General features: G+C 70.5%; 24 protein-coding genes. 15 read left to right on the forward strand and 9 right to left on the reverse strand.

Features of this window, described 5'->3' with window-relative positions:
• The first annotated feature begins 288 nt into the window (after window positions 1-288).
• Together pafA and FB390_RS19430 are read left to right on the forward strand one after the other, a co-directional pair.
• Window positions 289-1647, forward strand: a complete 1359-nt coding sequence (pafA, locus tag FB390_RS19425; RefSeq protein ID WP_185757090.1) for a Pup--protein ligase — start codon at window positions 289-291, stop codon at window positions 1645-1647.
• A 76-nt stretch (window positions 1648-1723) separates the two neighbouring features.
• Window positions 1724-2104: a nuclear transport factor 2 family protein gene (locus FB390_RS19430; RefSeq protein ID WP_141810208.1), complete on the forward strand. Its 381-nt coding sequence runs from the start codon at window positions 1724-1726 to the stop codon at window positions 2102-2104.
• A gap of 36 nt (window positions 2105-2140) precedes the next feature.
• Here the strand turns inward: FB390_RS19430 and FB390_RS19435 are convergent, their stop codons facing one another.
• Window positions 2141-2437, reverse strand: coding sequence for an MTH1187 family thiamine-binding protein (locus tag FB390_RS19435; RefSeq protein ID WP_067781213.1), 297 nt, complete (start codon window positions 2435-2437; stop codon window positions 2141-2143).
• 122 nt (window positions 2438-2559) lie between these two features.
• Between FB390_RS19435 and FB390_RS19440 the strand changes: the two genes are divergently transcribed.
• From FB390_RS19440 to FB390_RS19470, 7 genes are all read left to right on the forward strand, one after another.
• A complete protein-coding gene (locus tag FB390_RS19440) occupies window positions 2560-3555 on the forward strand; it encodes a helix-turn-helix transcriptional regulator (RefSeq protein WP_185757091.1) in 996 nt (331 codons plus the stop codon).
• Between the two features lie 41 nt (window positions 3556-3596).
• The gene (locus FB390_RS19445) at window positions 3597-4532 is read left to right on the forward strand and encodes a helix-turn-helix transcriptional regulator (protein WP_141811893.1); all 936 of its coding nucleotides are present in this window, start codon (window positions 3597-3599) and stop codon (window positions 4530-4532) included.
• A 19-nt stretch (window positions 4533-4551) separates the two neighbouring features.
• Window positions 4552-5583, forward strand: coding sequence for a 2-dehydropantoate 2-reductase (locus tag FB390_RS19450; RefSeq protein WP_141811894.1), 1032 nt, complete (start codon window positions 4552-4554; stop codon window positions 5581-5583).
• Between the two features lie 102 nt (window positions 5584-5685).
• Complete coding sequence (gene tatA / locus FB390_RS19455; protein ID WP_141810209.1) at window positions 5686-5946, forward strand: Sec-independent protein translocase subunit TatA; 261 nt, start codon at window positions 5686-5688, stop codon at window positions 5944-5946.
• Between the two features lie 147 nt (window positions 5947-6093).
• Entirely contained in the window at window positions 6094-7041 is a 948-nt protein-coding gene (tatC, locus tag FB390_RS19460; protein WP_141810210.1) for a twin-arginine translocase subunit TatC, read from the forward strand.
• 3 nt (window positions 7042-7044) lie between these two features.
• Window positions 7045-9744, forward strand: a complete 2700-nt coding sequence (locus tag FB390_RS19465) for a DEAD/DEAH box helicase (RefSeq protein ID WP_141810211.1) — start codon at window positions 7045-7047, stop codon at window positions 9742-9744.
• 154 nt (window positions 9745-9898) lie between these two features.
• Window positions 9899-10615, forward strand: a complete 717-nt coding sequence (locus FB390_RS19470; RefSeq protein ID WP_141810212.1) for a DUF4333 domain-containing protein — start codon at window positions 9899-9901, stop codon at window positions 10613-10615.
• Window positions 10616-10835: 220 nt separating this feature from the next.
• Here FB390_RS19470 and FB390_RS19475 read toward each other — a convergent pair whose 3' ends face one another.
• Entirely contained in the window at window positions 10836-11801 is a 966-nt protein-coding gene (locus tag FB390_RS19475; protein ID WP_141810213.1) for a 5'-3' exonuclease, read from the reverse strand.
• Window positions 11802-11912: 111 nt separating this feature from the next.
• On the opposite strand from FB390_RS19475, the gene FB390_RS19480 reads away from it, so the two are divergent.
• Entirely contained in the window at window positions 11913-13040 is a 1128-nt protein-coding gene (locus tag FB390_RS19480; RefSeq protein ID WP_141810214.1) for a M24 family metallopeptidase, read from the forward strand.
• Window positions 13041-13056: 16 nt separating this feature from the next.
• Here the strand turns inward: FB390_RS19480 and FB390_RS19485 are convergent, their stop codons facing one another.
• Window positions 13057-13455 carry a PPOX class F420-dependent oxidoreductase gene (locus FB390_RS19485; protein ID WP_141810215.1) on the reverse strand — a complete coding sequence of 133 codons (399 nt, stop codon included), beginning with the start codon at window positions 13453-13455 and terminating at the stop codon, window positions 13057-13059.
• Between the two features lie 105 nt (window positions 13456-13560).
• On the opposite strand from FB390_RS19485, the gene dprE2 reads away from it, so the two are divergent.
• The 4 genes from dprE2 (at window position 13561) to FB390_RS19505 (ending at window position 17019) form a co-directional block, all read left to right on the forward strand.
• Window positions 13561-14316, forward strand: a complete 756-nt coding sequence (gene dprE2, locus FB390_RS19490) for a decaprenylphospho-beta-D-erythro-pentofuranosid-2-ulose 2-reductase (protein WP_141810216.1) — start codon at window positions 13561-13563, stop codon at window positions 14314-14316.
• A 7-nt stretch (window positions 14317-14323) separates the two neighbouring features.
• Entirely contained in the window at window positions 14324-15571 is a 1248-nt protein-coding gene (gene cbiE / locus FB390_RS19495) for a precorrin-6y C5,15-methyltransferase (decarboxylating) subunit CbiE (RefSeq protein WP_141810217.1), read from the forward strand.
• 96 nt (window positions 15572-15667) lie between these two features.
• A complete protein-coding gene (locus tag FB390_RS19500) occupies window positions 15668-16273 on the forward strand; it encodes a DUF8020 domain-containing protein (protein WP_141810218.1) in 606 nt (201 codons plus the stop codon).
• Window positions 16270-17019, forward strand: coding sequence for a cobalt-precorrin-6A reductase (locus FB390_RS19505; protein WP_141811895.1), 750 nt, complete (start codon window positions 16270-16272; stop codon window positions 17017-17019). The genes FB390_RS19500 and FB390_RS19505 overlap by 4 nt, the downstream gene beginning before the upstream one ends.
• Here FB390_RS19505 and FB390_RS19510 read toward each other — a convergent pair whose 3' ends face one another.
• The 5 genes from FB390_RS19510 to FB390_RS19530 all read right to left on the reverse strand — a co-directional run bounded on the left by FB390_RS19510 (window position 17020) and on the right by FB390_RS19530 (window position 20999).
• A complete protein-coding gene (locus tag FB390_RS19510) occupies window positions 17020-17544 on the reverse strand; it encodes a PadR family transcriptional regulator (protein WP_141810219.1) in 525 nt (174 codons plus the stop codon).
• A 70-nt stretch (window positions 17545-17614) separates the two neighbouring features.
• Entirely contained in the window at window positions 17615-18031 is a 417-nt protein-coding gene (locus tag FB390_RS19515; RefSeq protein ID WP_141810220.1) for a hypothetical protein, read from the reverse strand.
• 122 nt (window positions 18032-18153) lie between these two features.
• Window positions 18154-19866 (reverse strand): precorrin-2 C(20)-methyltransferase, encoded by a 1713-nt coding sequence (locus tag FB390_RS19520; protein ID WP_141810221.1) that lies wholly within the window; start codon window positions 19864-19866, stop codon window positions 18154-18156.
• Window positions 19863-20498: a precorrin-8X methylmutase gene (locus tag FB390_RS19525; RefSeq protein ID WP_141810222.1), complete on the reverse strand. Its 636-nt coding sequence runs from the start codon at window positions 20496-20498 to the stop codon at window positions 19863-19865. Before FB390_RS19525 ends, FB390_RS19520 begins: the two co-directional genes overlap by 4 nt.
• Window positions 20499-20561: 63 nt before the next feature.
• Window positions 20562-20999, reverse strand: a complete 438-nt coding sequence (locus tag FB390_RS19530; RefSeq protein ID WP_141810223.1) for an Lrp/AsnC family transcriptional regulator — start codon at window positions 20997-20999, stop codon at window positions 20562-20564.
• Between the two features lie 136 nt (window positions 21000-21135).
• On the opposite strand from FB390_RS19530, the gene ddaH reads away from it, so the two are divergent.
• Entirely contained in the window at window positions 21136-21978 is an 843-nt protein-coding gene (gene ddaH / locus FB390_RS19535; protein ID WP_185757092.1) for a dimethylargininase, read from the forward strand.
• Between the two features lie 28 nt (window positions 21979-22006).
• Here ddaH and cobG read toward each other — a convergent pair whose 3' ends face one another.
• Complete coding sequence (cobG, locus tag FB390_RS19540) at window positions 22007-23182, reverse strand: precorrin-3B synthase (protein WP_141810224.1); 1176 nt, start codon at window positions 23180-23182, stop codon at window positions 22007-22009.
• Window positions 23183-23207 lie beyond the last annotated feature (25 nt).

Raw genomic sequence — 23207 nt, forward strand, 5'->3', positions numbered from 1 at the left:
GCCTTTCGCTTGCTTCCGGGCGCCGCGATCCTGCCGCGCAAAGATCCAGCGGCCGGGCCTCCGGTAGCGGCCCGTCGAAAGATCTGTCGTGGCGCGGCGATCGAGCCGACGAATCTGTGCGCTCTCCGTCCGCTCGGCGCAGGGGTTTCGCCGTGGCCGTCGGCGCGAAATCCGCGTCTGACCGGCCGAGTGCGCCGGGCATACGGTGCCGAATCGTTGTGAAGACGTATGCGTCCGTGTTGTCCGCAGCGCCACGCGACTACCTGACATGGCTGTAATGTCGATGGTGTGCAGCGACGAATCATGGGGATCGAGACCGAGTTCGGTGTGACATGCACCTTCCACGGTCACCGTCGGCTGTCCCCCGACGAGGTAGCCCGGTACCTGTTCCGCCGGGTGGTGTCCTGGGGCCGTAGCTCTAACGTGTTCCTTCGCAACGGCGCTCGGCTGTATCTCGACGTCGGCTCGCATCCGGAGTACGCCACGGCCGAATGCGACAGTCTGCACCAGTTGGTCACCCATGACAGGGCGGGCGAGCGGGTGCTCGAGGAGTTGCTGATCGATGCCGAGCAACGCTTGGCCGAAGAGGGCATCGGCGGCGACATCTACCTGTTCAAGAACAACACCGACTCCGCGGGCAACTCCTACGGCTGTCACGAGAACTTCCTCGTGGTTCGCGCCGGCGAGTTCTCCCGTATTTCCGACGTGCTGCTGCCGTTCCTGGTGACCAGGCAGCTGATCTGCGGAGCGGGCAAGGTGCTGCAGACGCCGAAGGCGGCCACCTTCTGCCTGTCGCAGCGGGCCGAGCACATCTGGGAGGGCGTCTCCTCGGCGACCACCCGGTCGCGCCCGATCATCAACACCCGCGACGAGCCGCACGCCGACGCCGAGAAGTACCGGCGCCTGCACGTGATCGTCGGCGACTCGAACATGTCCGAGACCACGACCATGCTCAAGGTCGGCACGGCCGCGCTGGTCCTGGAGATGATCGAGGCGGGCGTCTCGTTCCGCGATTTCGCGCTGGACAACCCGATCCGCGCCATCCGCGAGGTCAGCCACGATCTCACCGGCCGCCGTCCCGTGCGGCTGGCCGGCGGTCGGCAGGCCAGCGCGCTCGACATCCAGCGCGAGTACTACGCCCGCGCCGTCGAGCACCTGCGCAACCGGGACCGCGATCCGCAGATCGACCAGGTCGTCGACCTCTGGGGCCGGACGCTGGACGCGGTCGAGGCGCAGGACTTCGCCAAGGTGGACACCGAGATCGACTGGGTGATCAAGCGCAAGCTGTTCCAGCGCTACCAGGACCGCTACAACATGGAGCTGTCCGATCCCAAGATCGCCCAGCTGGACCTGGCCTACCACGACATCAAGCGCGGCCGCGGCGTCTTCGACCTGCTGCAGCGCAAGGGTCTGGCCAAGCGCGTGACCGAGGACGACGCGGTGGACGCTGCGGTCGACACCCCGCCGCAGACGACTCGCGCCAAGCTGCGCGGCGATTTCATCACCGCCGCTCAGGAGGCCGGTCGCGACTTCACGGTCGACTGGGTGCACCTCAAGCTGAACGACCAGGCGCAGCGGACCGTGCTGTGCAAGGACCCGTTCCGCTCGGTCGACGAGCGCGTCGACCGGTTGATCGCCTCGATGTAGCCGGGCCTGGATGGGCAGGACGAAAGCCGCGCGTCAGCTCGGCCTCCTCCGCCCATCCCGCGCCTACTGTGGAGCAATGACCGACACGGATGTGCTCGACGAATTGCTCGACCTCGAGAGCCGCGGCTGGGACGCGCTGTGCGCGAGTACCGGCGCCGACTTCTACGGCGCGCTCATGACCGACGACGCGCTGATGATCCTGGCCAACGGCATGGTGCTCGACCGCGACGGCGTCGTCGAATCGCTGCGCCACGCCCCACCATGGCGGACCTACGAGATCCAGAATCCGCGCCTGGTGCGCGTCGGCTCCGACGCCACCGCACTGGTGTACGTCGGCATCGCCTACCGCGAGGGCACCGACCCCGCCTTCCGCGGCGTCATGTCCAGCGTCTACGCCCGCACCTCGGACGGCTGGCGTATGACCTGCTACCAGCAGACCCGCTTCCCGGAGGAGTGAACGGCGCCGCGCCGGCGCGAAGACTTCGAGCGGCGGTCAGTTCTCGGCGAGGTAGCGCTCGACCGACTCCACCTTGGCGGTCATCGCGTCGGTGACGCCGGGGCGGATGTCGGCTTTCAACACGAGACTGCAGCGAGGGGCGACGGCGAGGATCGCGTCGGTGGCGTCCTTGACCACGCGCATCACCTCGTCCCATTCGCCCTCGAGCGTGGTGAACATGGCGTCGGTGCGGTTCGGCAGTCCGCTGGCCCGGACGACGCGCACCGCCTCGGCCACCGCGGGGCCGACATCGACGCCCGTGCCGAGCGGGGTCACGGAGAAGGCAACGATCACCGGACCATTGTCGCCGCCGCGCTGAGTTGTCGCGCGCCGCCGCGCTGAGTACGCGCGCCGCCGCGCTGAGTAATCGCGCGCCGCCGCGCGATGAATCCGCGGTGGCGATTACCCTCTTACGGGTGGCGATATCCAAGGTCGAGCGGCTGATGAATCTGGTCATCGCGCTGCTGTCGACCCGGCAGTTCTTGAGCGCGGAGCGGATCAGGGAAAGCGTCGCGGGCTACGAGGACTCGGCCAGCGACGAGGCGTTCAGTCGCATGTTCGAGCGGGACAAGAACGAGCTTCGCGACCTGGGAATTCCGCTGGAAGTCGGGCCGGTGAACCGGTACTCGACGCTGGAGGGGTACCGGATCAACCGCGACGCCTACGAGCTGCCCGACATCGATCTGAGCGACGAGGAGGCCGCCGCGGTCGCGGTCGCGGTGCAGATGTGGGAGTCCCCCGAGCTGGCGGCGGCTGCCGAAGGCGCCCTGCTGAAGCTGCGGGCCGCGGGCATCCATGTCGAAACGGACTCGGCCGTCGCCTCGGTGCCCGCCGTGCCCGCACGCACCCGAGGCTCGGAGCCGGTGCTCGGCAAGCTGCTCGCGGCCGTCGACGCCGGGCAGGCCGTGCGCTTCGAGCATCGCGGCGCGGTCAACGCGCCCTATCTCATGCGCGATGTCGAACCGTGGGGCGTGGTGACCCACCACGGGCGCTGGTACCTGGTCGGCCACGACCGCGACCGCGACGCGGTGCGCAGCTTCCGCCTCTCCCGCATCGGCGACGACGTGACGCCGTACGGCCCGGTCAACGCGGTGCACAAGCCCGAGGACGTCGACCTGCGCGAGATCGTCGCGCGGGTCACCAGCAGCGCGCCGGTCACCGGCTCGGCCACGGTGTGGATCGCCGACGGTCGCGGCCAGGAGATCCGCAGGCTGGGTCAGGTCGTCGAGGAACGCGCCGTCGGCAGGCGCGGCGGCATGGTGGTCGAGGTACCGATCCGCTCGCGCGACTGGCTGGCGAGGCTCATCACCGGCCTCGGCCCGGACGCTCTCGTGCTCGGCCCCGACGACCTGCGGGCCGACGTGGTCGCCCGGCTGCGCTCGGTGTTCGACACGACGGAGGTGCGGGCGTGACGACCAGTCGCCTCTCCGTGCGGCTTTCCCGGCTGCTCAACATGATCCCGTACTTCATCGCCAACCCCGGCATCAGCGCGGCGGACGCCGCCGCCGACCTCGGCGTCACGACGAAACAGCTGATGAGCGACCTGAACCAGCTGTGGATGTGCGGCCTGCCCGGCTACGGGCCTGGCGATCTCATCGATCTGTCGTTCTCCGAGGAGAGCATCGAGGTCACCTTCTCCGCGGGCATCGACCGGCCGCTGCGGCTGACCTCCACCGAGGCCACCGCGCTGCTGGTCGCCCTGCGCTCGATCGTGGACATGCCCGGCATGGTGGACCCCACCGCCGCGCACGCGGCCATCGCCAAGATCGAATCCGCCATCTCCGGCGGCGCGCCGCGGACCGCCGACGACGCGCGGGTGACGCCGGTGGAGGCGCCCGCGGTGGCGACCGTGCGTTCGGGCCTGGCCCGCCAGCACGCGTTGCGCATCATCTACTACTCGGCCAGCCGCGACGTGGTCTCCGAGCGTGTCGTCGATCCGATCCGGATCGTGCTCGTCGACGACAACAGCTACCTGCAGGCGTGGTGCCGGGAGGCCGAGGGCGTGCGGCTGTTCCGCTTCGACCGGATCGAAGCCGCCACCGAACTCACCGAACCCGCCCGGCCGCCGAGCCACGCCGCCACCGAGGCGGCCGCCTCGCTCGACCTGTTCCAGGACGACCCCGCGGTCCCGCTGGCGCGGCTGCGCATCCGCGGCGACTACGGCTGGGTGCTCGACCAGTACCCGATGCACCGGCTGGCCGTGCACCCGGACGGCAGCCTGGAGGCGACCATGCGTTTCGCCACCCTGGACTGGATGGCGCGGCTGCTGCTCGGCTTCGGATCGGGCGTCACGGTGCTCGGTCCGCCGGAGTTGATCGCCGCGGTGCGCGAGCGATCCAACGCGGCGCTCGCCGCGTACCGCGACGCGGGGCTAGAGGAATTGGAGTGAGGTGACGGAGCTCGACAACATGCCGCGGCGAGTCATGGTGCTCGGCGCGGGCAGCATCGGCGTCTTCGTCGGCGGAAAGCTGGCGGCGGCTGGTGCGGACGTCACTTTCGTCGGCAGGCAGTGGTTGCTCGACGAGGTCGGCGCCGCGGGCCTGCGCCTGACCGACCTCGACGGCGGCGAGGTGCTCGTCTCCCCGGACCGGCTCTCGCTCGCGACCGGCCCGGAGGATGTCGGCTCGGCCGATCTGGTGCTCGTCGCGGTGAAATCCGGTGCGACCGCCGCCGCGGTGCGCGAGCTCACCGGCAAGATCCGTCCGGGCACGGTAGTGCTCAGTTTGCAGAACGGTATCGGCAACGACACGGTGATCCGGGAGATCCTGCCCACCTGCGTTGTGCTCGCCGGGATGGTGATGTTCAACGTCGTGCACCACCCCGAAGGTCGCTTCCACCGGGGCACCGAGGGCGGGCTCGCGGTGCAGGACGACCCGGCGCTGGCCGACTACGTCGCGCTCTTCGAGCGGGCCGGGCTGCCGCTGCGCCGCCACTCGGACCTGCGGCCCGTGCAGTGGGCCAAGCTGCTGCTCAATCTGAACAACCCGATCAACGCGCTGTCCGGCCGCCCGTTGCGCGAGGAACTCGCCGACCGCGACTACCGCCGCTGCCTGGCGCTCGCCCAGCGCGAGGCGCTCGCCGCGATGAACAAGGCGCGAATCCGCCCGGCCCGGCTCACCCCGCTGCCGCCCGAGCTGATGACCCGGCTGCTGACCGTGCCCGACCCGGTGTTCCGCCGGGTGGCGGGTCAGGTGCTCGCCATCGACCCGGTGGCGCGGTCCTCGATGGCCGACGACCTCGCGGCCGGCCGCAAGACCGAAATCTCTTGGCTCTGCGGCGAAATCGTCGGGCTCGGCGCGATGGTCGGTGCGCCGACGCCGGTCAACCAGCGGCTCATCGAGCTCATCGTCGCCGCCGAGCAGGGTGATCGGCGGAGCTGGACGGGCCAGGAGTTGCTCGCGCAACTGCGCGCCGCGGCCGCGGCCGAACCGTCCGTATAGCAAAAGTAGTGGTTGAACGTACGGCAAACGGGCGAAGTCGGGGGAGTTCGGGTGTCGTGAGGTCCGGTAGCATCGGAGCTACCACAGTCTTGGGAGGTACAGATGTCAGGCACGTTCAGCTGGTCGCACCTGCTGATCATCGCGCTGCTGTTCGTGGTGTTGTTCGGTGCGAAGCGGCTGCCGGACGCCGCGCGCGGCCTCGGCCGGTCCTTGCGCATCTTCAAGAGCGAGGTCAGCCAGATGCAGAACGAGGCGAGCCCCGCCGCGGGCGCCGCGCCCGCTCAACAGCCGGCGCAGCAGCTGCCGCCCGCGCAGCCCTCGAACCAGGCGACCACGCCACAGACCGAGACGAAGTCGGTCTGAGTCGAATGTTCCCGCCGGGGTGAGTACGGTCTCACCCCGGTCAGTGCTGTTCGGCGGTCCGTGAAGGCGTTCGTCGGTCCCTGACACCACACGGACGCGATACCGCCGCGCCAGGCGCGGCACTCGAGCACAGGGGCAACCACAGATATGCGAATCCCGTTCGATCCCCGGCGCAGCAGGCGCAGGACGAATCCCGACGGCACCATGTCGTTGGTCGAGCACCTGCAGGAACTGCGCAGCCGGTTGCTGAAGTCGATCTTCGCGGTGCTGCTGACCACCGTGATCGGCTTCCTCTGGTACTCGCATTCGTTCCTCGGCCTCGAGAGCCTCGGCGAGATCCTGCGCGGACCGTATTGTTCGCTGCCGCCCGAATCCAGGGCCGCGCTGACGCCCGACGGGACGTGCCGCTTGCTGGCGACCGCGCCGTTCGAGCAGTTCATGCTCCGGTTGAAGGTCGGTTTCACCGCGGGCGTCGTGCTGGCCGCGCCGATCTGGCTCTACCAGATCTGGGCGTTCATCACCCCGGGCCTGTACGCGAAGGAACGCAAGGTCGCGGTCGGCTTCGTCACCTCCGGCACCGTGCTGTTCGCCCTCGGCGCCGTGCTCGCCTACGTCGTGGTGGCGCACGCGTTGAGCTTCCTGCTCACCATCGGCGACAACGTGCAGATCACCGCGTTGAGCGGTTCGCAATACTTCGGCTTCATCATCCAGTTGCTGATCATCTTCGGGGTCAGCTTCGAGACGCCGCTGCTGATCATCGGCCTGAACCTGGTGGGCGTGCTCACCTACGAGAAGCTCAAGGCGTGGCGGCGCGGGATCATCTTCGGCCTGTTCGTCTTCGCGGCCGTCGTCACGCCGCAGGACCCGTTCTCGATGCTGGCGCTCGCCTGCGCGCTGACGGTGCTCTTCGAGTTCGCCGTGCAGATCGCCAGGCTCAACGACAAGCGCAAGGCGCGCAAGGACGCGCTCGCCGCGTTGGCCGACGATGAGGCCTCCTCGATCGCCGCGCCGGAGCCGATCGGCGCGGCCGAGTCGATCATGGATCCGTCGGCGAAATCCACGCGACCGGTGTCGGACTACTCCGATACCCTCTGAACGGTGACAGATCACCGGTCCCGCACCGAGCTGGCCAGGTTCTCCGCCGAGCTGAAATTCACCCTCGATCCCTTCCAGCGTGATGCTTGCCATGCGCTCGAGGAGGGCCACGGCGTCCTGGTGTGCGCGCCGACCGGCGCGGGCAAAACCGTGGTCGGCGAGTTCGCCGTCCACTTGGCGCTGGCGTCCGGCGGCAAATGCTTCTACACCACACCGATCAAGGCGCTGTCGAACCAGAAGTTCGCCGACCTCACCGAGCGATACGGGCGCGACAGCGTCGGCCTGCTCACCGGCGACCAGTCGATCAACCCGGACGCGCCCGTGGTGGTGATGACCACCGAGGTGCTGCGCAACATGCTCTACGCGTCCTCGGACGCGCTGCGCGGGCTGTCGTACGTGGTGATGGACGAGGTGCACTACCTGGCCGACCGGTTCCGCGGCGCGGTGTGGGAGGAGGTCATCCTGCACCTGCCTTCCGACGTGCGGCTGGTCAGCCTGTCGGCCACGGTCAGCAATGCCGAGGAATTCGGCGCCTGGATGGAGACCGTGCGCGGCGACACCTCGGTGGTGGTGGACGAGACGCGCCCGGTGCCGCTGTGGCAGCACGTCATGGTGGGCAAGCGGATGTTCGACCTGTTCGACACCAAGTCCAGCGAGCAGAAGGTGCTCGTCGACGAGGACCTGGTGCGCTACATCCGTCATCGCGAGTCCGCGGACCGGATGAACAACTGGGGTGTGCCGCGCGGACGCGGCGGCATGCGCCGCGACTTCCGTCCGCTGCCCCGCCCCGAGGTACTCGCCCGCCTCGACGAGGAGGGCCTGCTGCCCGCGATCACCTTCATCTTCAGCCGCGCGGGCTGCGACGGCGCGCTGGCCCAGTGCCTGCGCTCGCGGCTGGATCTGAGCCGGGAGGGCGAGGCCGCCGAGATCGACGCGATCATCGAGAAGCACACCGGCGATCTGCCGAAGCCCGATCTCGAGGTGCTCGGCTACTGGGAGTGGCGCGAGGCGCTGCACCGCGGGCTGGCCGCCCACCACGCGGGCATGCTGCCCGCGTTCCGGCACACCGTGGAAGACCTGTTCGTGCGCGGGCTGGTCCGGGCCGTGTTCGCCACCGAAACGCTCGCGCTCGGCATCAACATGCCTGCGCGCACCGTGGTGCTGGAGCGTCTGGTCAAGTTCAACGGCGAGACGCACGCCGAGCTGACGCCCGGTGAGTACACGCAGCTGACCGGTCGCGCGGGCCGCCGCGGCATCGACATCGAGGGCCACGCGGTGGTGCTCTGGCAGCCGGAAGTCGACACCAGCGCGGTGGCGGGTCTGGCGTCCACCCGCACCTATCCGCTGCGCAGCTCCTTCCGGCCCGGCTACAACATGTCGATCAACCTGATCGATCGGATGGGCGCCGACGAATCGCGCGCCCTGCTGGAGCGTTCCTTCGCGCAGTTCCAGGCCGACCGCTCGGTGGTCGGGCTGGTGCGCGGCATCGAGCGCAACGAGGGCGCGCTGCGCAAGCTGCGCGACCAGCTCGGCGGCGCGGAAAGTGGCTTCCTGGAATACATCTCGCTGCGTGAGCGGATCAAGCAGCGGGAACGTCAGCTGGCTCAGCAGAGCCGCACCGACCGGCGCGGCGCGGCGGTCAGCGCGTTGACGGCACTGCGCCGCGGCGACGTGGTGGCGATTCCGTCCGGCCGCCGCGCTGGTCTGGCGGTCATTCTCGAACCGGACACCACCCCGAACGATCCGCGTCCGCTCGTGCTCACCGCGGACAAGTGGGCGGGCCGTGTCTCGGTCGCCGACTTCCCGGTGCCCGCGGAGCCGCTCGGCCACATGCGGCTGCCCCGGCGCGTCGACCATCGCACCGCCCGCGCCCGCAGCGACCTCGCCTCGGCGCTGCGCAGCACCGGCATCAGCGCGCCCGGTCGTTCGCGCCGCGGCAAGCGCTCGGAGGCGGCCGACGACCGCGAACTGGCCACGCTGCGCCGTAGCCTGCGCGCCCATCCCGCCCACACCAGGCAGGATCGCGAGCAGATGAGCCGGATCGGCGAGCGCTACAACCGGCTGCTTCGCGAGACCGAGAGCATGCGCCAGAAGGTTGCCGCCACCACCAACTCGCTGGCGCGCACCTTCGATCGCATCGTGGGTCTGCTGGAGGAGCGCGGGTTCGTGCGCGACGGCGAGGTCACCGCGGACGGGCGCAGGCTGGCTCGCATCTACGCGGAAAGCGATCTGCTGGTCGCCGAATGCCTGCGGCACGGCCTCTGGCGCGGCCTCGGTCCGGCCGAACTGGCCGGCGTGGTCTCCACGCTGGTCTACGAATCTCGCCAGGAGGGCGGCGGCATTCTCGGCGCGACGGGTCCCACGGCGCCGATCCGGCGCGCGGTCGCCTCGACCATCGGCGTGTGGAGCGAGCTGCGTTCCGACGAGGCGCGGCACAAGCTGCCGCCGACCAGGGAACCCGATCTGGGATTCGTCACCGGCGTCTACAAATGGGCGCGCGGCGATGGATTGGCCGAGTCGTTGCTGGCCAGCGGCGACCAGGGCACGCCGCTGTCCGCGGGGGATTTCGTCCGGTGGTGCAGACAGGTGATCGACCTGCTCGACCAGATCCACGGCACGGCCGACGACCCCGAGATCGCGGGGACGGCGGCGAAGGCCGTCCGGGCGATCCGGCGGGGTGTCGTGGCAGTGGACGCCGCGTAGCGGATTCGATTGTGATTTGATTTCTTTCGCGTACCGACCGTGGCGGAGGAGTCGCGTGTTCCTCAGCTGAGCGCTAGCGAGGCTGAGGAATGAGTACGACGAGTCGCCGGCGGGGGGCTACCGTGTGAATAACGATGCGAGTGGAGGCAAGCAGATGAGCGGCCCGTACGGACCGAACGACCCCGGGGAGGGACGCAACGATCCCACCCAGCAGTGGGGCGGACAGCAGGCGCCCGGCGGCGCCGGACCGACCCAGCACTGGGGTGGCCAGCAGACTCCGTCGCAGGCGCAGCCCACCCAGCACTGGGGCGATCAGAACCAGCCGCAGCAGCAGTGGGGCCAGACTCCCGGCCAGCCGCAGCAGCAGTGGGGCCAGCCCCAACAGCCCCAGCAGCCGCAGCAGCAGTGGGGCCAGACGCCCGGTCAGCCGCAGCAGCAGTGGGGTCAGCCGCAGCAACAGGATTGGGGCCAGCAACAGCAGCCGCAGCAGCAGTGGGGTCAGCAGCCCCAGCAGCAGTGGGGCCAGGGTCAGCAGCAGCCGCAGCAGAGCGGCGGTGGTGGCGGCAAGAAGGGTCTGATCATCGGTCTCGCCGCGCTGGGCGTGCTGGTGATCGGCGCGGTCGTCGCGCTCGTGCTGGTGCTCACCTCCACGGACAAGCTCGACCAGGCCGCCGTGCAGGACGGCGTCAAGAAGGTGCTCACGGATTCCTACGGCATCCAGGACGTCACCGACGTCTCCTGCCCGTCGGGCCAGAAGGTCGAGGTGGACGCCACCTTCGAGTGCACCCTCAAGGTGAGCGGCGAGCAGAAGAAGGTCAACATCAAGATCACCAAGGACGACGGCACCTACGAGGTCGGCCGCCCGAGCTGAGCGTGATCCCGGGCCGGACGGCCCGTGCTACGGCACGGACGTCCGGCGGGGCGGGGACCGAACCGAGCCCACGAACGGATGTTCGTGGGCTCGTTGCTGTTTCAGCGCTGAGGCGTCCCCATGGCTGGTGGACGGCGTCCGCCTCTGCGGCAGGCGCACCTACGCGAACGCTGCATGATTGCAGTCGATGCAAATTCGCGCCGAATGCCGTCGCGGGGGCTCAGGAACGCGAGGCAAGCGCGGCGGTGAGCCGGGTGACCGGGCTTTCCGCGTTGTAGGCGATCGCGAGTTCTCGGAGGCGGTCGGGGTCGGCCGGTGCGGTGGGCAGCGTGTCCGGGCGCGACAGGTCGACGTCGGCGTCGCAGACGACGCGCACTACGGGAGCGGCCGCCTTCAAGTAGTCCTCCGCCGCGCGCAGTTTCCCGCGCACGCCGGGGGCCAGCTCGGAATCCGGATCGTCCACGGCGGCGACGAGCGCGTCGAGCGAACCGAAGCGGGAGATGAGCGTCGCCGCGGACTTCTCGCCGATGCCCGCGACACCCGGCAAGCCGTCGGAGGCGTCACCGCGCAACGTGGCGAGGTCGGCGTAGGCGGGTCCGGCGTTGCGCACCGGCACGCCGTACTTCGCGGACACCTCGGCGGGACCGAAGAGCTCGGCCTTGGCCAGCCCGCGTCCGGCGTAGAGCACCCGCACGGTCGGCGCCGGCTCGTCGCGAACCAGCTGCAACAGGTCCCGATCGCCGCTGACCACGATCACCTCGTCGGTGCGCTCCCGGCTCGCCAGCGTGCCGAGCACGTCGTCGGCCTCCAGACCCGCCGCGCCGCCGGTCGCGATCCCGGCCGCGTCGAGAAGCTCGAGAATCATCTCGACCTGCGGGGTCAGCCGATCGGGCACTTCCTCCGCGCCCGGCGCGGCCTCGGCCGAGGTGTCGAGCCGGTGCGTCTTGTAGGACGGCACCAGGTCGACGCGGAACCGCGGTCGCCAGTCCAGGTCGAGGCACACGACCAGCCTGCTCGGCGCGTGCTTGGTGATCAACGACGCGACCATGTCGGTGAAGCCGCGCAGCGCGTTCACCGAACGCCCGTCCGGCGCGGTGATCTTGTCCGGAATCGCGTAGAACGCGCGGAACCACAGGCTGGCCCCGTCGAGCAGCAGCAGCGGGCCTGATGTCGCAGCAGAGGTCACGCGCTGAGGCTACCCGCCCGCTCCGACAGGCTGGCCCCGATCCGAGCCGTGCCCTGGGACCGCCAGGTGTTCGGGTTCGCTCCGAGCCGAGGACGGGTAACGTCGATCGGTATGAGTGGGCACACGGAGTCCAGGTTCGCGGCGGATGTCTACGGAGACCGGCTCGAGCGGGCGGTGGAGTCGATGCGCGCGGCGCACCTCGACGCCCTGCTCATCACGCCGGGGCCGGACCTGCGCTATCTGATCGGTTCGGCGGCCGAATCCTTCGAGCGGTTGACCTGCCTGGTGATCCCGGCCGACGGCGCGACGCCGTCGGTGATCATTCCCAAGCTGGAACTCGCCTCGCTGGCCGGGTCGGCGGCGGGGGAGCTGGGCCTGCAGGTGCTGGACTGGGTCGACGGCGTCGACCCGTATCAGGTGGTGAAGTCGACGCTGCACGTCGGTTCCCGGGTCGCGGTCGCCGACGCGATGCCCGCGCTGCACCTGCTGCCGCTCGCGGTCTCGTTCAGTGGCCTGCCGGTCTCGGCGACGCCGGTGCTGCGGGAACTGCGCATGCGCAAGGACGACGCCGAGATCGACGCGCTGCGCAGGGCGGGCGCCGCGATCGACCGGGTGCACGCGAGGATGGGCGAGTTCCTCCAGGCCGGACGCACCGAGGCCGAGGTCGGCGCCGACATCGCCGCGGCGATCGTGGCGGAAGGCCACACCGAGGCCGCGTTCGTCATCGTCGGCAGCGGACCGCACGGCGCCGACCCGCACCACGGGGTGTCCGACCGGCGGATCGAGCAGGGCGACGTGGTGGTCGTCGACATCGGCGGCCCCGTCGAGCCCGGTTACTACTCCGACTGCACCCGCACCTACGTGCTCGGCGAGCCGAGCCCCGAGATCGCCGCGCGCTACGCCGAGCTCGAACGCGCCCAAGCCGCGGCCGTCGCCGCCGTCCGTCCCGGCGTCACCGCCGCCTCGGTCGACGCCGCCGCGCGGAACCTGTTGACGGAGGCGGGTTTCGGCGAGGCGTTCGTGCACCGGACCGGTCACGGCATCGGCCTGTCCGTGCACGAGGAGCCCTACATCGTCGCGGGCAACGACCTGGTCCTGCAGCCGGGCATGGCCTTCAGCATCGAACCGGGCATCTACTTCCGCGGCGAGTGGGGCGCCCGCATCGAGGACATCGTCGTTGTCACGCCCGAGGGTTGCGAGTCCATGAACGCCCGCCCGCACGGCCTGACCGTGCTGTGACGGACGAAAGGCGTTGTCAGCGCAGCGTGCTCGACGAGAGGACGCGGCGCACCTCGATCGCGATCACCACGCGCGTCGGATTCTCCCGCGGCACCCGGTAGCGGCCCGCGTAGCGTTCGACCGCGTCGGCGACGCTGTCCGGGTCGTCGAGCACCTTCGCGGGTCCCTCCAGTGTCAGCCACCGGATGCCGTCCACCTGGCTGACCGCCGCGTATCCGGATCGGCGCACATTGCGCACCTTCACCGACCCGTCGTTGGTGATGATCCGCGCGATTCCCGCCTCCGCGTCCCAGGTGAAGCCCACCGCGACCACGTGCGGCGTGCCGTCGGCGCGCAACGTGGTCAGTGTCGCGAGATGGCGTTCGGCGACGAAGTCGAGGGCGGCGGGCGAGAGCGGCGCGGTGGTGGTCGGCATCCCTCGACCGTAGACCCTGCGTTCGGCGGCGGTCGCCAGGGTGCGGGCGTTTTCGCGGCGCGAGGGGATCGGAGCAGTGGCGAACCGGGATGACAGACTGAGCGCATGGGAAAGCGAGGGATCGCCGAGGGTTCGGTACTGGTACTCGGCGGACGCAGCGAAATGGGGCTCGAGATCGCCGAGCGCCTGGCGCCCGGCCGGGTGGTGATCCTCGCGGCGCGGCGTAGTGCGGACTTGGCGGCGCAGATCGCGACCGTCGAACAGGCGGGAGCGTCGGCCGTGCACGCGGTGGAGTTCGACGCCGACGACACCGCCGGCCACGCCGCACTGCTGGAGAAGATCGCCGCCGAACACGGACCCATCGGCGTCGCCGTACTGGCCTTCGGCATCCTCGGCGACCAGGCCCGCGCCGAGCGCGAGCCCGAGCACGCCGTCGCCGTCGTGCACACCGACTACGTCGCTCAGGTCAGCGTGCTCACCACCCTCGCGAATCTGCTTCGCGCCCAAGGGCACGGCCAGATCGTCGTCTTCAGTTCCATCGCAGGCGCGCGTGTGCGCCGCGCCAACTACGTGTACGGCTCGGCCAAGGCGGGGTTGGACGGATTCGCCAGCGGCCTCGCCGACGCCCTGCACGGCAGCGGCGTCCATCTGCTGCTCGTTCGCCCGGGTTTCGTCATCGGCAGGATGACCGAGGGCATGGACCCCGCGCCGCTGTCGAGCACTCCCGGCCAGGTGGCGGACGCCGTCGTCGGCGGCCTGCGCCGCCGAGCGGGCAAGATCTGGGTGCCCCGCGCCCTCGGCCCGGCCGCTGTCGTGGCGCGCATGGTTCCGGGATTCCTCTGGCGCCGGATGCCTCGATGAGCGCGCGGTGACCGGCGCCTGGCAAGGCTCCCCGATCGCGGTGATCGGAATCGGAGCCGACGGATGGGACGGCCTCGGCGCCGCGGCGCGGGAAGCGGTCGCCGCGGCCGAGGTGATCTTCGGTTCCGAGCGGCAATTGGCGCTTCTGCCAAGCGATCTCGGCGGCCGACGGCGCACGTGGCCCTCGCCGCTGCTCCCCGCGCTGCCCGGGTTGCTCGCCGAGCACGTCGCGCACCGAATCTGTGTGCTCGCCAGCGGCGACCCGATGTTCTACGGCATCGGCGTCACGCTGGCCAGGCTGTTCGGGCCCGCGTCCCTGCGGGTGCTGCCGCAACCGTCCTCCGCGTCGCTGGCCTGCGCGCGCCTCGGCTGGGCGCTGGCCGAGACGCCGGTCGTCAGCGCGGTGGGCCGCCCCCTGGCGGTGGTCCTGCCCGACTTGGTCGACGGCAGGCGACTGCTGGTGCTCAGCGCTGACGAAACCACACCGGCGCGGCTCGCGACACTCTTGGCGGACAACGGATTCGGTCGATCGACCCTCACGGTGCTCGAGCAGCTCGGCGGGCCGTCGGAACGCCTGCGCACCGCCACCGCGGCATTCTGGGATCTCGACGCGGGCGACCCGCTGAACGTCGTCGCCGTCGACTGCGTCGCCGATCCGGACTTCACCCGCGTCACCCGCCTGCCCGGTCTGCCCGACACCGTCTACGGCGGTGACGGCCAGCTGACCAAGGCCGAGGTGCGGGCGTTGACCCTGGCCGCGCTCGCCCCCGCACCGGGTGAATTGCTGTGGGACGTCGGCGGCGGCTCGGGCAGCATCGCCATCGAATGGTGCCGCACGCATCCCGCCTGTCGCGCGGTGACTTTCGAGCGGCTGGAGCGACGCAGGGAGCAGATCACCGCCAACGCCAGCGCACTCGGTGTGCCGCACGTTCGAGTGCGCGGCGAGGTGCTCACCGAGCTGGCCGCCGAGCACGAAATGCCTTCGCCCGACGCTGTTTTCGTCGGCGGCGGGGTGACCCAGCCTGGCCTGCTCGAGACATGCTTCGCCCATCTGCGCCAGGGCGGCAGGCTGGTCGCGAACGCCGTCACCGCCGAATCGGAAGCGCTGCTGGTCGCCATGGCCGCCGCGCGGGGCGGTGAGCTGCGAAAGTTCCAGATCTATCGGGCCGAGCCGCTCGGCGGCTTCACGGCGTGGCGTCCTCAGCTGCCCGTCGCGCAGTGGACAGTCGTCAAATCGGATCAGGGTTCACCCTGAAATCCTCGCTGTGAGGGTGAAACACGCGCGTGTCAGCGGGTAGGGTCGGGCGCGAGATCCACTCGTTATCGGAAAACCGATTCCATGGGGAGATAGATGAAGTACAAGAAGTTCGCCGCCACCGCTCTTCTGGCCGTTGCCGCCACCGGTGTCACCGCGGGCACCACCTACGCCGCACCGGCCGAACCCCCGGCCGCCCAGGAACAGACCGCGCTCGCGGCGCAGGGCGAGGACCAGGGCGTCGGCTACACCGCGCGGCTGGCCGACGCGGGCAAGTCCATCGTCACCACCGTGACGGGCGGCGCGTTCACCCTGGACGCGGACGGTAAGGCCGTCACGCTGAAGAACGACGCGGGCGAGGTCGTCACGACCATCCCGCTCGCCGCGCGGGAGGCCAGCAACGGCGCGCCGGTGGAGATCGCCGCCGCGATCGACGCCGACGGCAAGTCGCTCACCCTGACCCCGAAGGCCGACGTGGTCGCCGTGCAGGACATCGGCGCCCAGGAGTGGTTCTTCGCCGAACTGCAGCGCGCCTCGCTCGGCGCGGCGGTCGGCGCCGTGATCGGCGGCCTGATCGGTCTGCTCGGTCTCGTGGTCGGCGTCATTCCCGGCGCCATCATCGGCGGCGTGATCGGCCTGCTCGTCGCGGGCGGCCCCTCGCTGCTGAACGCGGGCATCGCGTACTTCAGCGGTCAGCCCTGAGAACGCTGATCCTGGGCGGCACCGCCGAAGCGCGGGAACTGGCCCACATCGCTTCCGGCGAGCGAGGATTCGAGATCGTCTCCTCGCTCGCCGGTCGTGTTCGCGACCCTCGGTTGCCGGAGGGATCGGTCAGGATCGGCGGCTTCGGCGGCGTCGCGGGTTTGCGTGAGTGGCTGGGAGCCAACGGTATCGACGTCATCGTCGACGCCACACACCCGTTCGCGGGCACGATCACCGCGAACGCCGCCGCGGCCGTGCGGGGCTCGGGCGTGCCGCTGGTGCATGTGCGGCGGCCGGGCTGGACCGAGGCGCCGGGCGATCGATGGATTCGCGTGCCCGATCTCGCGGCCGCGGCGCACGCGCTCCCGGAACTGGGCGAGCGAGTATTCCTCACCATCGGCAGGCAGGGCGTCGGCGCGTTCGCCGGACTCACCGAACAGTGGTTCCTGATCCGCGCCATCGACCCGCCGGAAACCGAGCTGCCCCCGAATCACGAAGTGCTGCTCGCCCGCGGGCCTTTCACCGTGGACGAGGAATCCCGGCTGCTGGCTCGGCACCGCATCGATGTGCTGGTCACCAAGGACAGCGGCGGCGACCGCACCTACGCCAAACTGGCCGCCGCGCGGGCGGCCGATCTGCCCGTGCTGATGGTCGACCGGCCGCCACTGCCCGCCGGAGCGGAGGTCGTCGAAACGGTGTCCGAGGCGTGGGAATGGTTGCGAGCCAAGGAATCCGGGGTCCGCTGATCAGCGCCTGAGCAGCTCGGGCAGCCGATCGAACCAGGCGAGCACCGCGCGCTCGTAGCCGATGCCGAACTCCAGCGTGGCCCGCTGGTGCGGCCGCAGGCTGTCGCACTCGTCCTTCAGGTAGCGATCGAGGCGGCGCTGGTGCACCTCGCGGTTGGCTGCGATGATCCGATCGAGGTGCTCGGGGTCGACGTGGTCGCCGAACGACATGGTGAGCAGCAGCGGCACCCGGATCGTCTCCGCGCCGGGATCGCGGGTGACCCATTCGAGGAACGCCTCGCGGCCCGCGTCGGTGATCCGGTAGGGCGTGCGCTCGCGCGCCCCGGTCTCGCCCTTGGCGACCAGCCCGGCGGCGTCCATCGCGGCCAGCTCGCGATACACCTGGCTCTGGGTGATCGTCCAGAAATCGCCGATCCGGTCCTGGGCGAGCGCCACCAGGTCCCAGCCGGACATCGGCCCCTCGTGCAGGAAACCGAGCAGCGAGGCGGCTGTCGAATTCAGCGGTTTGCGCCGGGTCGTCGCCATCGGCCGCTCCCTTCTCGACGTTCCATAGTGGAATGTTAGCGGAACAACCGCGCTGTCCGCGTTCGGGTTCTCAATCGCTTCGTCGCGCGGCGTCCGGCCCGGGTATACGCCGGAGCAGGTGCGCGAGCAGTTCGGTCGCCGCCTCGTTGGTGTGAACGCCGGCCACCATACTCTGCGTGAGCGCGGCGGCGGCGAACACGATGACGGTGGCGTCGAGGTCGGCGTCGGCCGAGCCGCCCGCCCGGCGCAGCTGGTCGGCGACCGCGGCGATCAACCACTGTGTGCCGCCGAGGGTTTCGTCCGCGGACAGGCCCGACCCGGCGAGCATGGCGGCCTGGAAGGCGCCGAGCACCACGGTGTCCTGGCGCCGCTGCTCGTTCATCGGCAGCAGTTCCTCGAGCATCGCGTAGACGACGTCGCGCGGTGCGGCCTGGTCGCCGAGTGCGGCGAACCGCCTGGCGAAGCGGTCACCCGCGTCGGCGCTCACCGCGCGATGACCCGCCGCGCGGCGTCGGTGATCTCCCGCCTGCGCTGCTCGTGGTCCACCAGCCGCGGCACAACGGTCTCCTTTCGTCCTCGCGAAGAAGCCTCATGGTAGGGCTGCGCGAGTCAGCGACGGTGGTAGCGCCGCGAGGTGTAGACGCGAGTGCCGGTCGGGGTATCGACCGCCGCGGTGGTGGACGCGCCGATGATCAGCAGGGTGCGCATGTCCACGTCGGCCGGGTCGAGATCGACGAGCGACACCACCCGGACCGACTCGGTGGGTCCGCCGACGTCGCGGCCGAGCACCACCGGGGTGTCCGGCTTGCGATGCTCCAGCAGCAGATCGCGCATCGCGCCGACCTGCCAGGTGCGTTGCGAGGACGCCGGGTTGTAGATGGCGATCGCCATGTCGGCCGCGGCCACGGCCGAAAGGCGTTGCGCCACTACCTCCCACGGCTTGAGCCGGTCGGAGAGCGAGATCATGGCGTAGTCGTGGCCGAGCGGCGCGCCGACCCGGCTGGCCACGGCGTTGGCCGCGGTGAGGCCGGGCAGCACCCGCACCGGCACGTCCTGCCACTGCGGGTCGGCGGATTCCTCCAGCACCGCCGCCGCCATCGCGAACACCCCGGGGTCGCCGGAGGAGACCACCACGACCCTGGCGCCGCGCTTGGCCAGATCCAGGGCCATGGCGGCGCGTTCGGACTCCACGCGATTGTCGCTGGCGTGTCTGTGTTGTCCCGGGCGCGGCGGTACGCGGTCGATGTAGGTGGTGTAGCCGACGAGATCGGTGGCGGCGTTCAGCGCCTCCCGCACCTCGGGGGTGGTCCAGTCCGGTGAGCCGGGGCCGAGACCGACGACCACGACCTCGCCGATCGAATCCGCTTGCGCGGGTGAACCATCGGAGGGCGCGCTCGCCGAAATCGAATCCGCCTGCGCGGGTCGAGCACCGGAGGATTCGCCCTCCGGCATCGAATCCGCTCGAGCCCGAAGCGCAGCGGCGTCCTCGGCGGCCGAGCGGGAGGCGCTCACCGAAGTCGATACGTCGGTCGAGGCGGTCGTCACTCGAGCGGAGCGCGCTTCTGCCGTCGCGGCGGAACTCCTCGGCAGCGGCGTGGTCGGCGGCGGACCCGGCACCAGCGTGATCGAGAAGTACGGTACGTCGGCGTCGTTCACCTCGGCGGCGGTACGCACCTGCTCGCGGTCGGTGCTCGCCCGCTCCACGTAGTAGGCGTCGTCGAGCCGTCCCGCGTCCGAGAGTGCCTGCCGCACACCTGGATACGTGCGGCCGAGCTTCATGATCGCGGCGGCGTCGGTGTCGCGCAGGCGGCGGGTCAGTTCCTCCGTCGGCATGGTGCCGGGCAGCACCGTCAGCACTTGCTCGCCCTCCACCAGCGGGGTGCCGAGCGCCGCCGACGCCGCGCTCACCGAGGTGATGCCGGGCACGATCTCGGCCTCGAAGCGGTCCGCCAGCCTGCGGTGCATATGCATGTACGAGCTGTAGAACAGCGGATCACCGGCGGCGAGCAGGGCGACGGAGCGGCCCGCCGCCAGGTGCGCGGCCAGCCGCTCGGCGGCCTGTTCGTAGAACTCGTCGATCGCGCCCTGATAGCCGCCGGGATGGTCGGTGGTCTCCGTCGTCACCGGGTAGACCAGGTGCTCCTCGAGCTGGCCCGGCCGCATGTACGGCGCGGCGATGCCGCGCGAGATGCTACGCCCGTGCCGCGCGCTGTGAAACGCGATCACGTCGGCGGCCGCGATGATCCGCGCCGCCTTGACGGTCACCAGTTCGGGATCGCCCGGCCCGAGTCCGATACCCCAGAGTTTGCCCGGTGTCGTCATTCCGCTTCGCTCGCAATCGCGTTCAGTGCCGACGCGGTGATGGCGCTGCCGCCGCGCCTGCCGCGCACCGTCAGGTATTCGACGCCGCCGTACGCCGCCAAGGCGTCCTTGGACTCGGCGGCGCCGACGAAGCCGACGGGGATGCCGAGGATCGCGGCCGGGCGCGGGGCGCCCGCGTCGAGCATGTCCAGCAGGTGGAACAGCGCGGTCGGCGCGTTGCCGATGGCGACGACCGCGCCGTCCAGCCGGTCACGCCACAGCTCCAGCGCCGCCGCCGAACGCGTATTGCCCAGTGCCGCGGCAAGTTCCGGCACGCGCGGGTCGGCAAGGGTGCAGATCACCTCGTTGTCGGCGGGCAGTCGCTTGCGGGTGACGCCGGAGGCGACCATCTGCGCGTCGCAGAGGATCGGCGCGCCCGCGTGCAACGCCGCCCTGGCCGCCGCGACGACACCGGGGGAGAAGGCGATGTCCTCGGTGAGATCCACCTGTCCGCAGCCGTGGATCATGCGCACCACCACCCGCGCCACATCCGGCGGGAAGGCGCTCAGATCCGCCTCGGCTCGGATCGTCGCGAACGACTGCCGATAGATCTCGGCCCCGTCGGTGAGGTAGCTGGTGCGCACGTCGGACATGGCGTCCACCCTAAGGCGCGGCCGGGCAGAGGCCGCCCACAGCCCCGTGATGACCGGGAGGACTCAGGTGCGTGGTCGTTCGAGGATGCGGGACATGACGATCGCGCTGCGGGTACGTCCGACGCGCGCGTTCTCCCTGATTCGCTCCACGGTCGACTCGATCTCGGCCATGTCGGTGGCCATCACGTGCACCAGCGCGTCGGCCTCGCCCGCGATCGTCCACACGCCGACCACCTGCGGGATCGGCTCCAGGCTTCGGCGCAGTTCGGCCGGGGTGATGTTGTCGCGGTAGTACACCTCGACGTAGGCCTCGGTCGTCCAGCCCAGCGCCGCCGGATTCACCAATGCCGTGAAGCCGGTGATCTGACCGCTGGCGACCATGCGGTCCACCCGGCGCTTGACCGCGGGCGCGGAGAGACCCACCGCGGACCCGATCTCCTGGAAGGAGGCGCGCGCCGAGCGCAGCAGGTGGCCGAGGATCTGGCGGTCGGTATCGTCCATCACAGCTCTTCCTACGTGACGCAATGATTCGCCGTTTCACGGTGGATCTGCGCAACGATTCAGCATTTCCCACGCAATGGTAGGCCCATTACCTTCGTGGCAGCCGTATTCACCGCGCCTCACTCCGGGAGCCACGATGACCTCAGTAGCTACCCTCCAGACCACCGAGCCCGCCCCCGCACGCCGACCCGTGCCGCGCCGGTTCGTGATGTGTCGACCCGACCACTTCGACGTCCGGTACTCGATCAACCCGTGGATGAACCCGGACGCGCCGGTGAACCGCGCGCTGGCGCTCGCCCAGTGGGACGCTCTGCGCGCGACCTTCGAGCGCTACGGTCACCGCGTCGACGTAGTGCCCGGCGAACCCGGTCTGCCCGACATGGTGTTCGCCGCCAACAGCGGACTGGCCGTCGGCGACCGGATCATGTCCGCGCGCTTCACCCATCCCGAACGCGCCGCCGAGGGTCCCGCCTTCCACCGCTGGTTCGCCGGACGAGGCGCCGACGTCGCCGCGGCCGCGGAACTCAACGAAGGCGAGGGCGATTTCGCGTTGATCGGCGGCCGGTTCCTGGCGGGCACCGGCTTCCGCAGTTCCGCGGCGGCCCACCGCGAGGTCGAGCTGCACTTCGGAATCCCGGTCGTGTCACTGGAATTGGTGGACCCGCGGTTCTACCACCTGGACACCGTCTTGATGGTCCTCGACGACACCACCATCGCCTACTACCCGCCCGCCTTCGACGAGACCAGCCGCACCATCCTCGCCGGCCTGTTCCCGGACGCGGTCGAGGCGACCGACGCCGACGCCGCGGTCCTCGGCTTGAACGGGGTGTCCGACGGGTATCACGTCTTCCTCAGCCCGCACGCGACCGACCTCGCCGCCGCCCTCCGCGCCCGCGGCTACCTTCCGGTTCCGGTGGACGTCTCGGAGTTGCTGAAGGCGGGCGGCGGGATCAAGTGCTGCACGCTCGAATTGCATTGATCCCGAGCTTCGGACGGTAGCCGCGTGCTCAGTCGACGCGGTAGCCGTCGGGCGTCGCCACCACGTCGGTGACCTCGCCGCGGGGTCTGCCACAGCGGCGGTCGCAGCCGGACCAGTGCTGACGTCCGCCGACCGTGACTTCCTCGGCGGGAACGAGGTGCCCGGTCTCGGCCGACGCTCCCTCCGGCAGGACGCGCCCGGATTCGACGGCCGCGGTCACATCGGCGCGCACGTCGGTCAGCGCCTTCGCGCAACCCGGCTGACCGGCGCACGCGCTGACGTGCAGCCACGGTGACGCGGCGTCGAAGATCAAGCCCATCGGAGCGAGCACGCGCACCACCTGCTCGGCGGCCCACTCCGCGAGGTCCGCGATGACCAGGCCGCGCCACGGCGTGATGATCACCGGGCGTTCCACCGCCGCGACGAACTCGGCGAGCCGCGCGTCGAGCGCGCCGAGCCGGACGCCCGCGCCGAGCGCGACCAGGCCGTCGTCCTGATCCAGCCAGCCGATCGGAACGTCCTGGGCGGCAGCGATTTCCACGCGCTTCGTGCCGGGCGTCAGGCCCAGCGACGCCACGATCCTGGCCGGACCGTCCGGGACCTCGTGCAGCCGCCATTGTCCCGAACTCACCTCGAGAAAACTCTCGGCAGCGGCCAGCACGACATCGACCGCCTCGGCCCCGGTGACGCGAACGCCGGTATCGACCCCGGCCAGCAGCAGCGCGAACTCGTCGGGACCGACGGCATGGACGCCGATGTCCCCGTCCAGACCGCTGACATCGCCGCGTCCGTCGTCGAGCGTGAACAGCACCCGCCCCGGCAAGTCCGCCAACCGGGGCGTCGCGCACAGCCGGGTGTCGAGATCGCCCACCAGCCCCCGCACGTCCGCCGGCCCGCCGACCCGTCCGGACAGCGGCGAGGCGACGATGTTCCGCACGCGTTCGTGGGTCCGGCTCGGCAGCAGACCCGCGGCGGTCAAGCGCTCGGTGAGCGCCACGGCGTCGCGCACCTGCCGCAGCTGAAGATTGCCGCGGGAGGTCAGTTCGATCGCGCCGTCACCGAGTTCGCTCGCCGCGGCCGCCAGGGCGAGCACCTGGTCCGAGGTGAGCCGTCCGCCCGGCACCCGGATGCGCGCGAGCGGTCCGTCGGCGGCCTGATGCAGACGCAGCACGCCGGGGCAGGAATCGGGGGCGGTTCGGGTCATAGCTCCTTCAGCCTACGTGCGCGAG

It is taken from the genome of Nocardia bhagyanarayanae, assembly GCF_006716565.1.
Taxonomy (GTDB): Bacteria; Actinomycetota; Actinomycetes; order Mycobacteriales; family Mycobacteriaceae; genus Nocardia; species Nocardia bhagyanarayanae.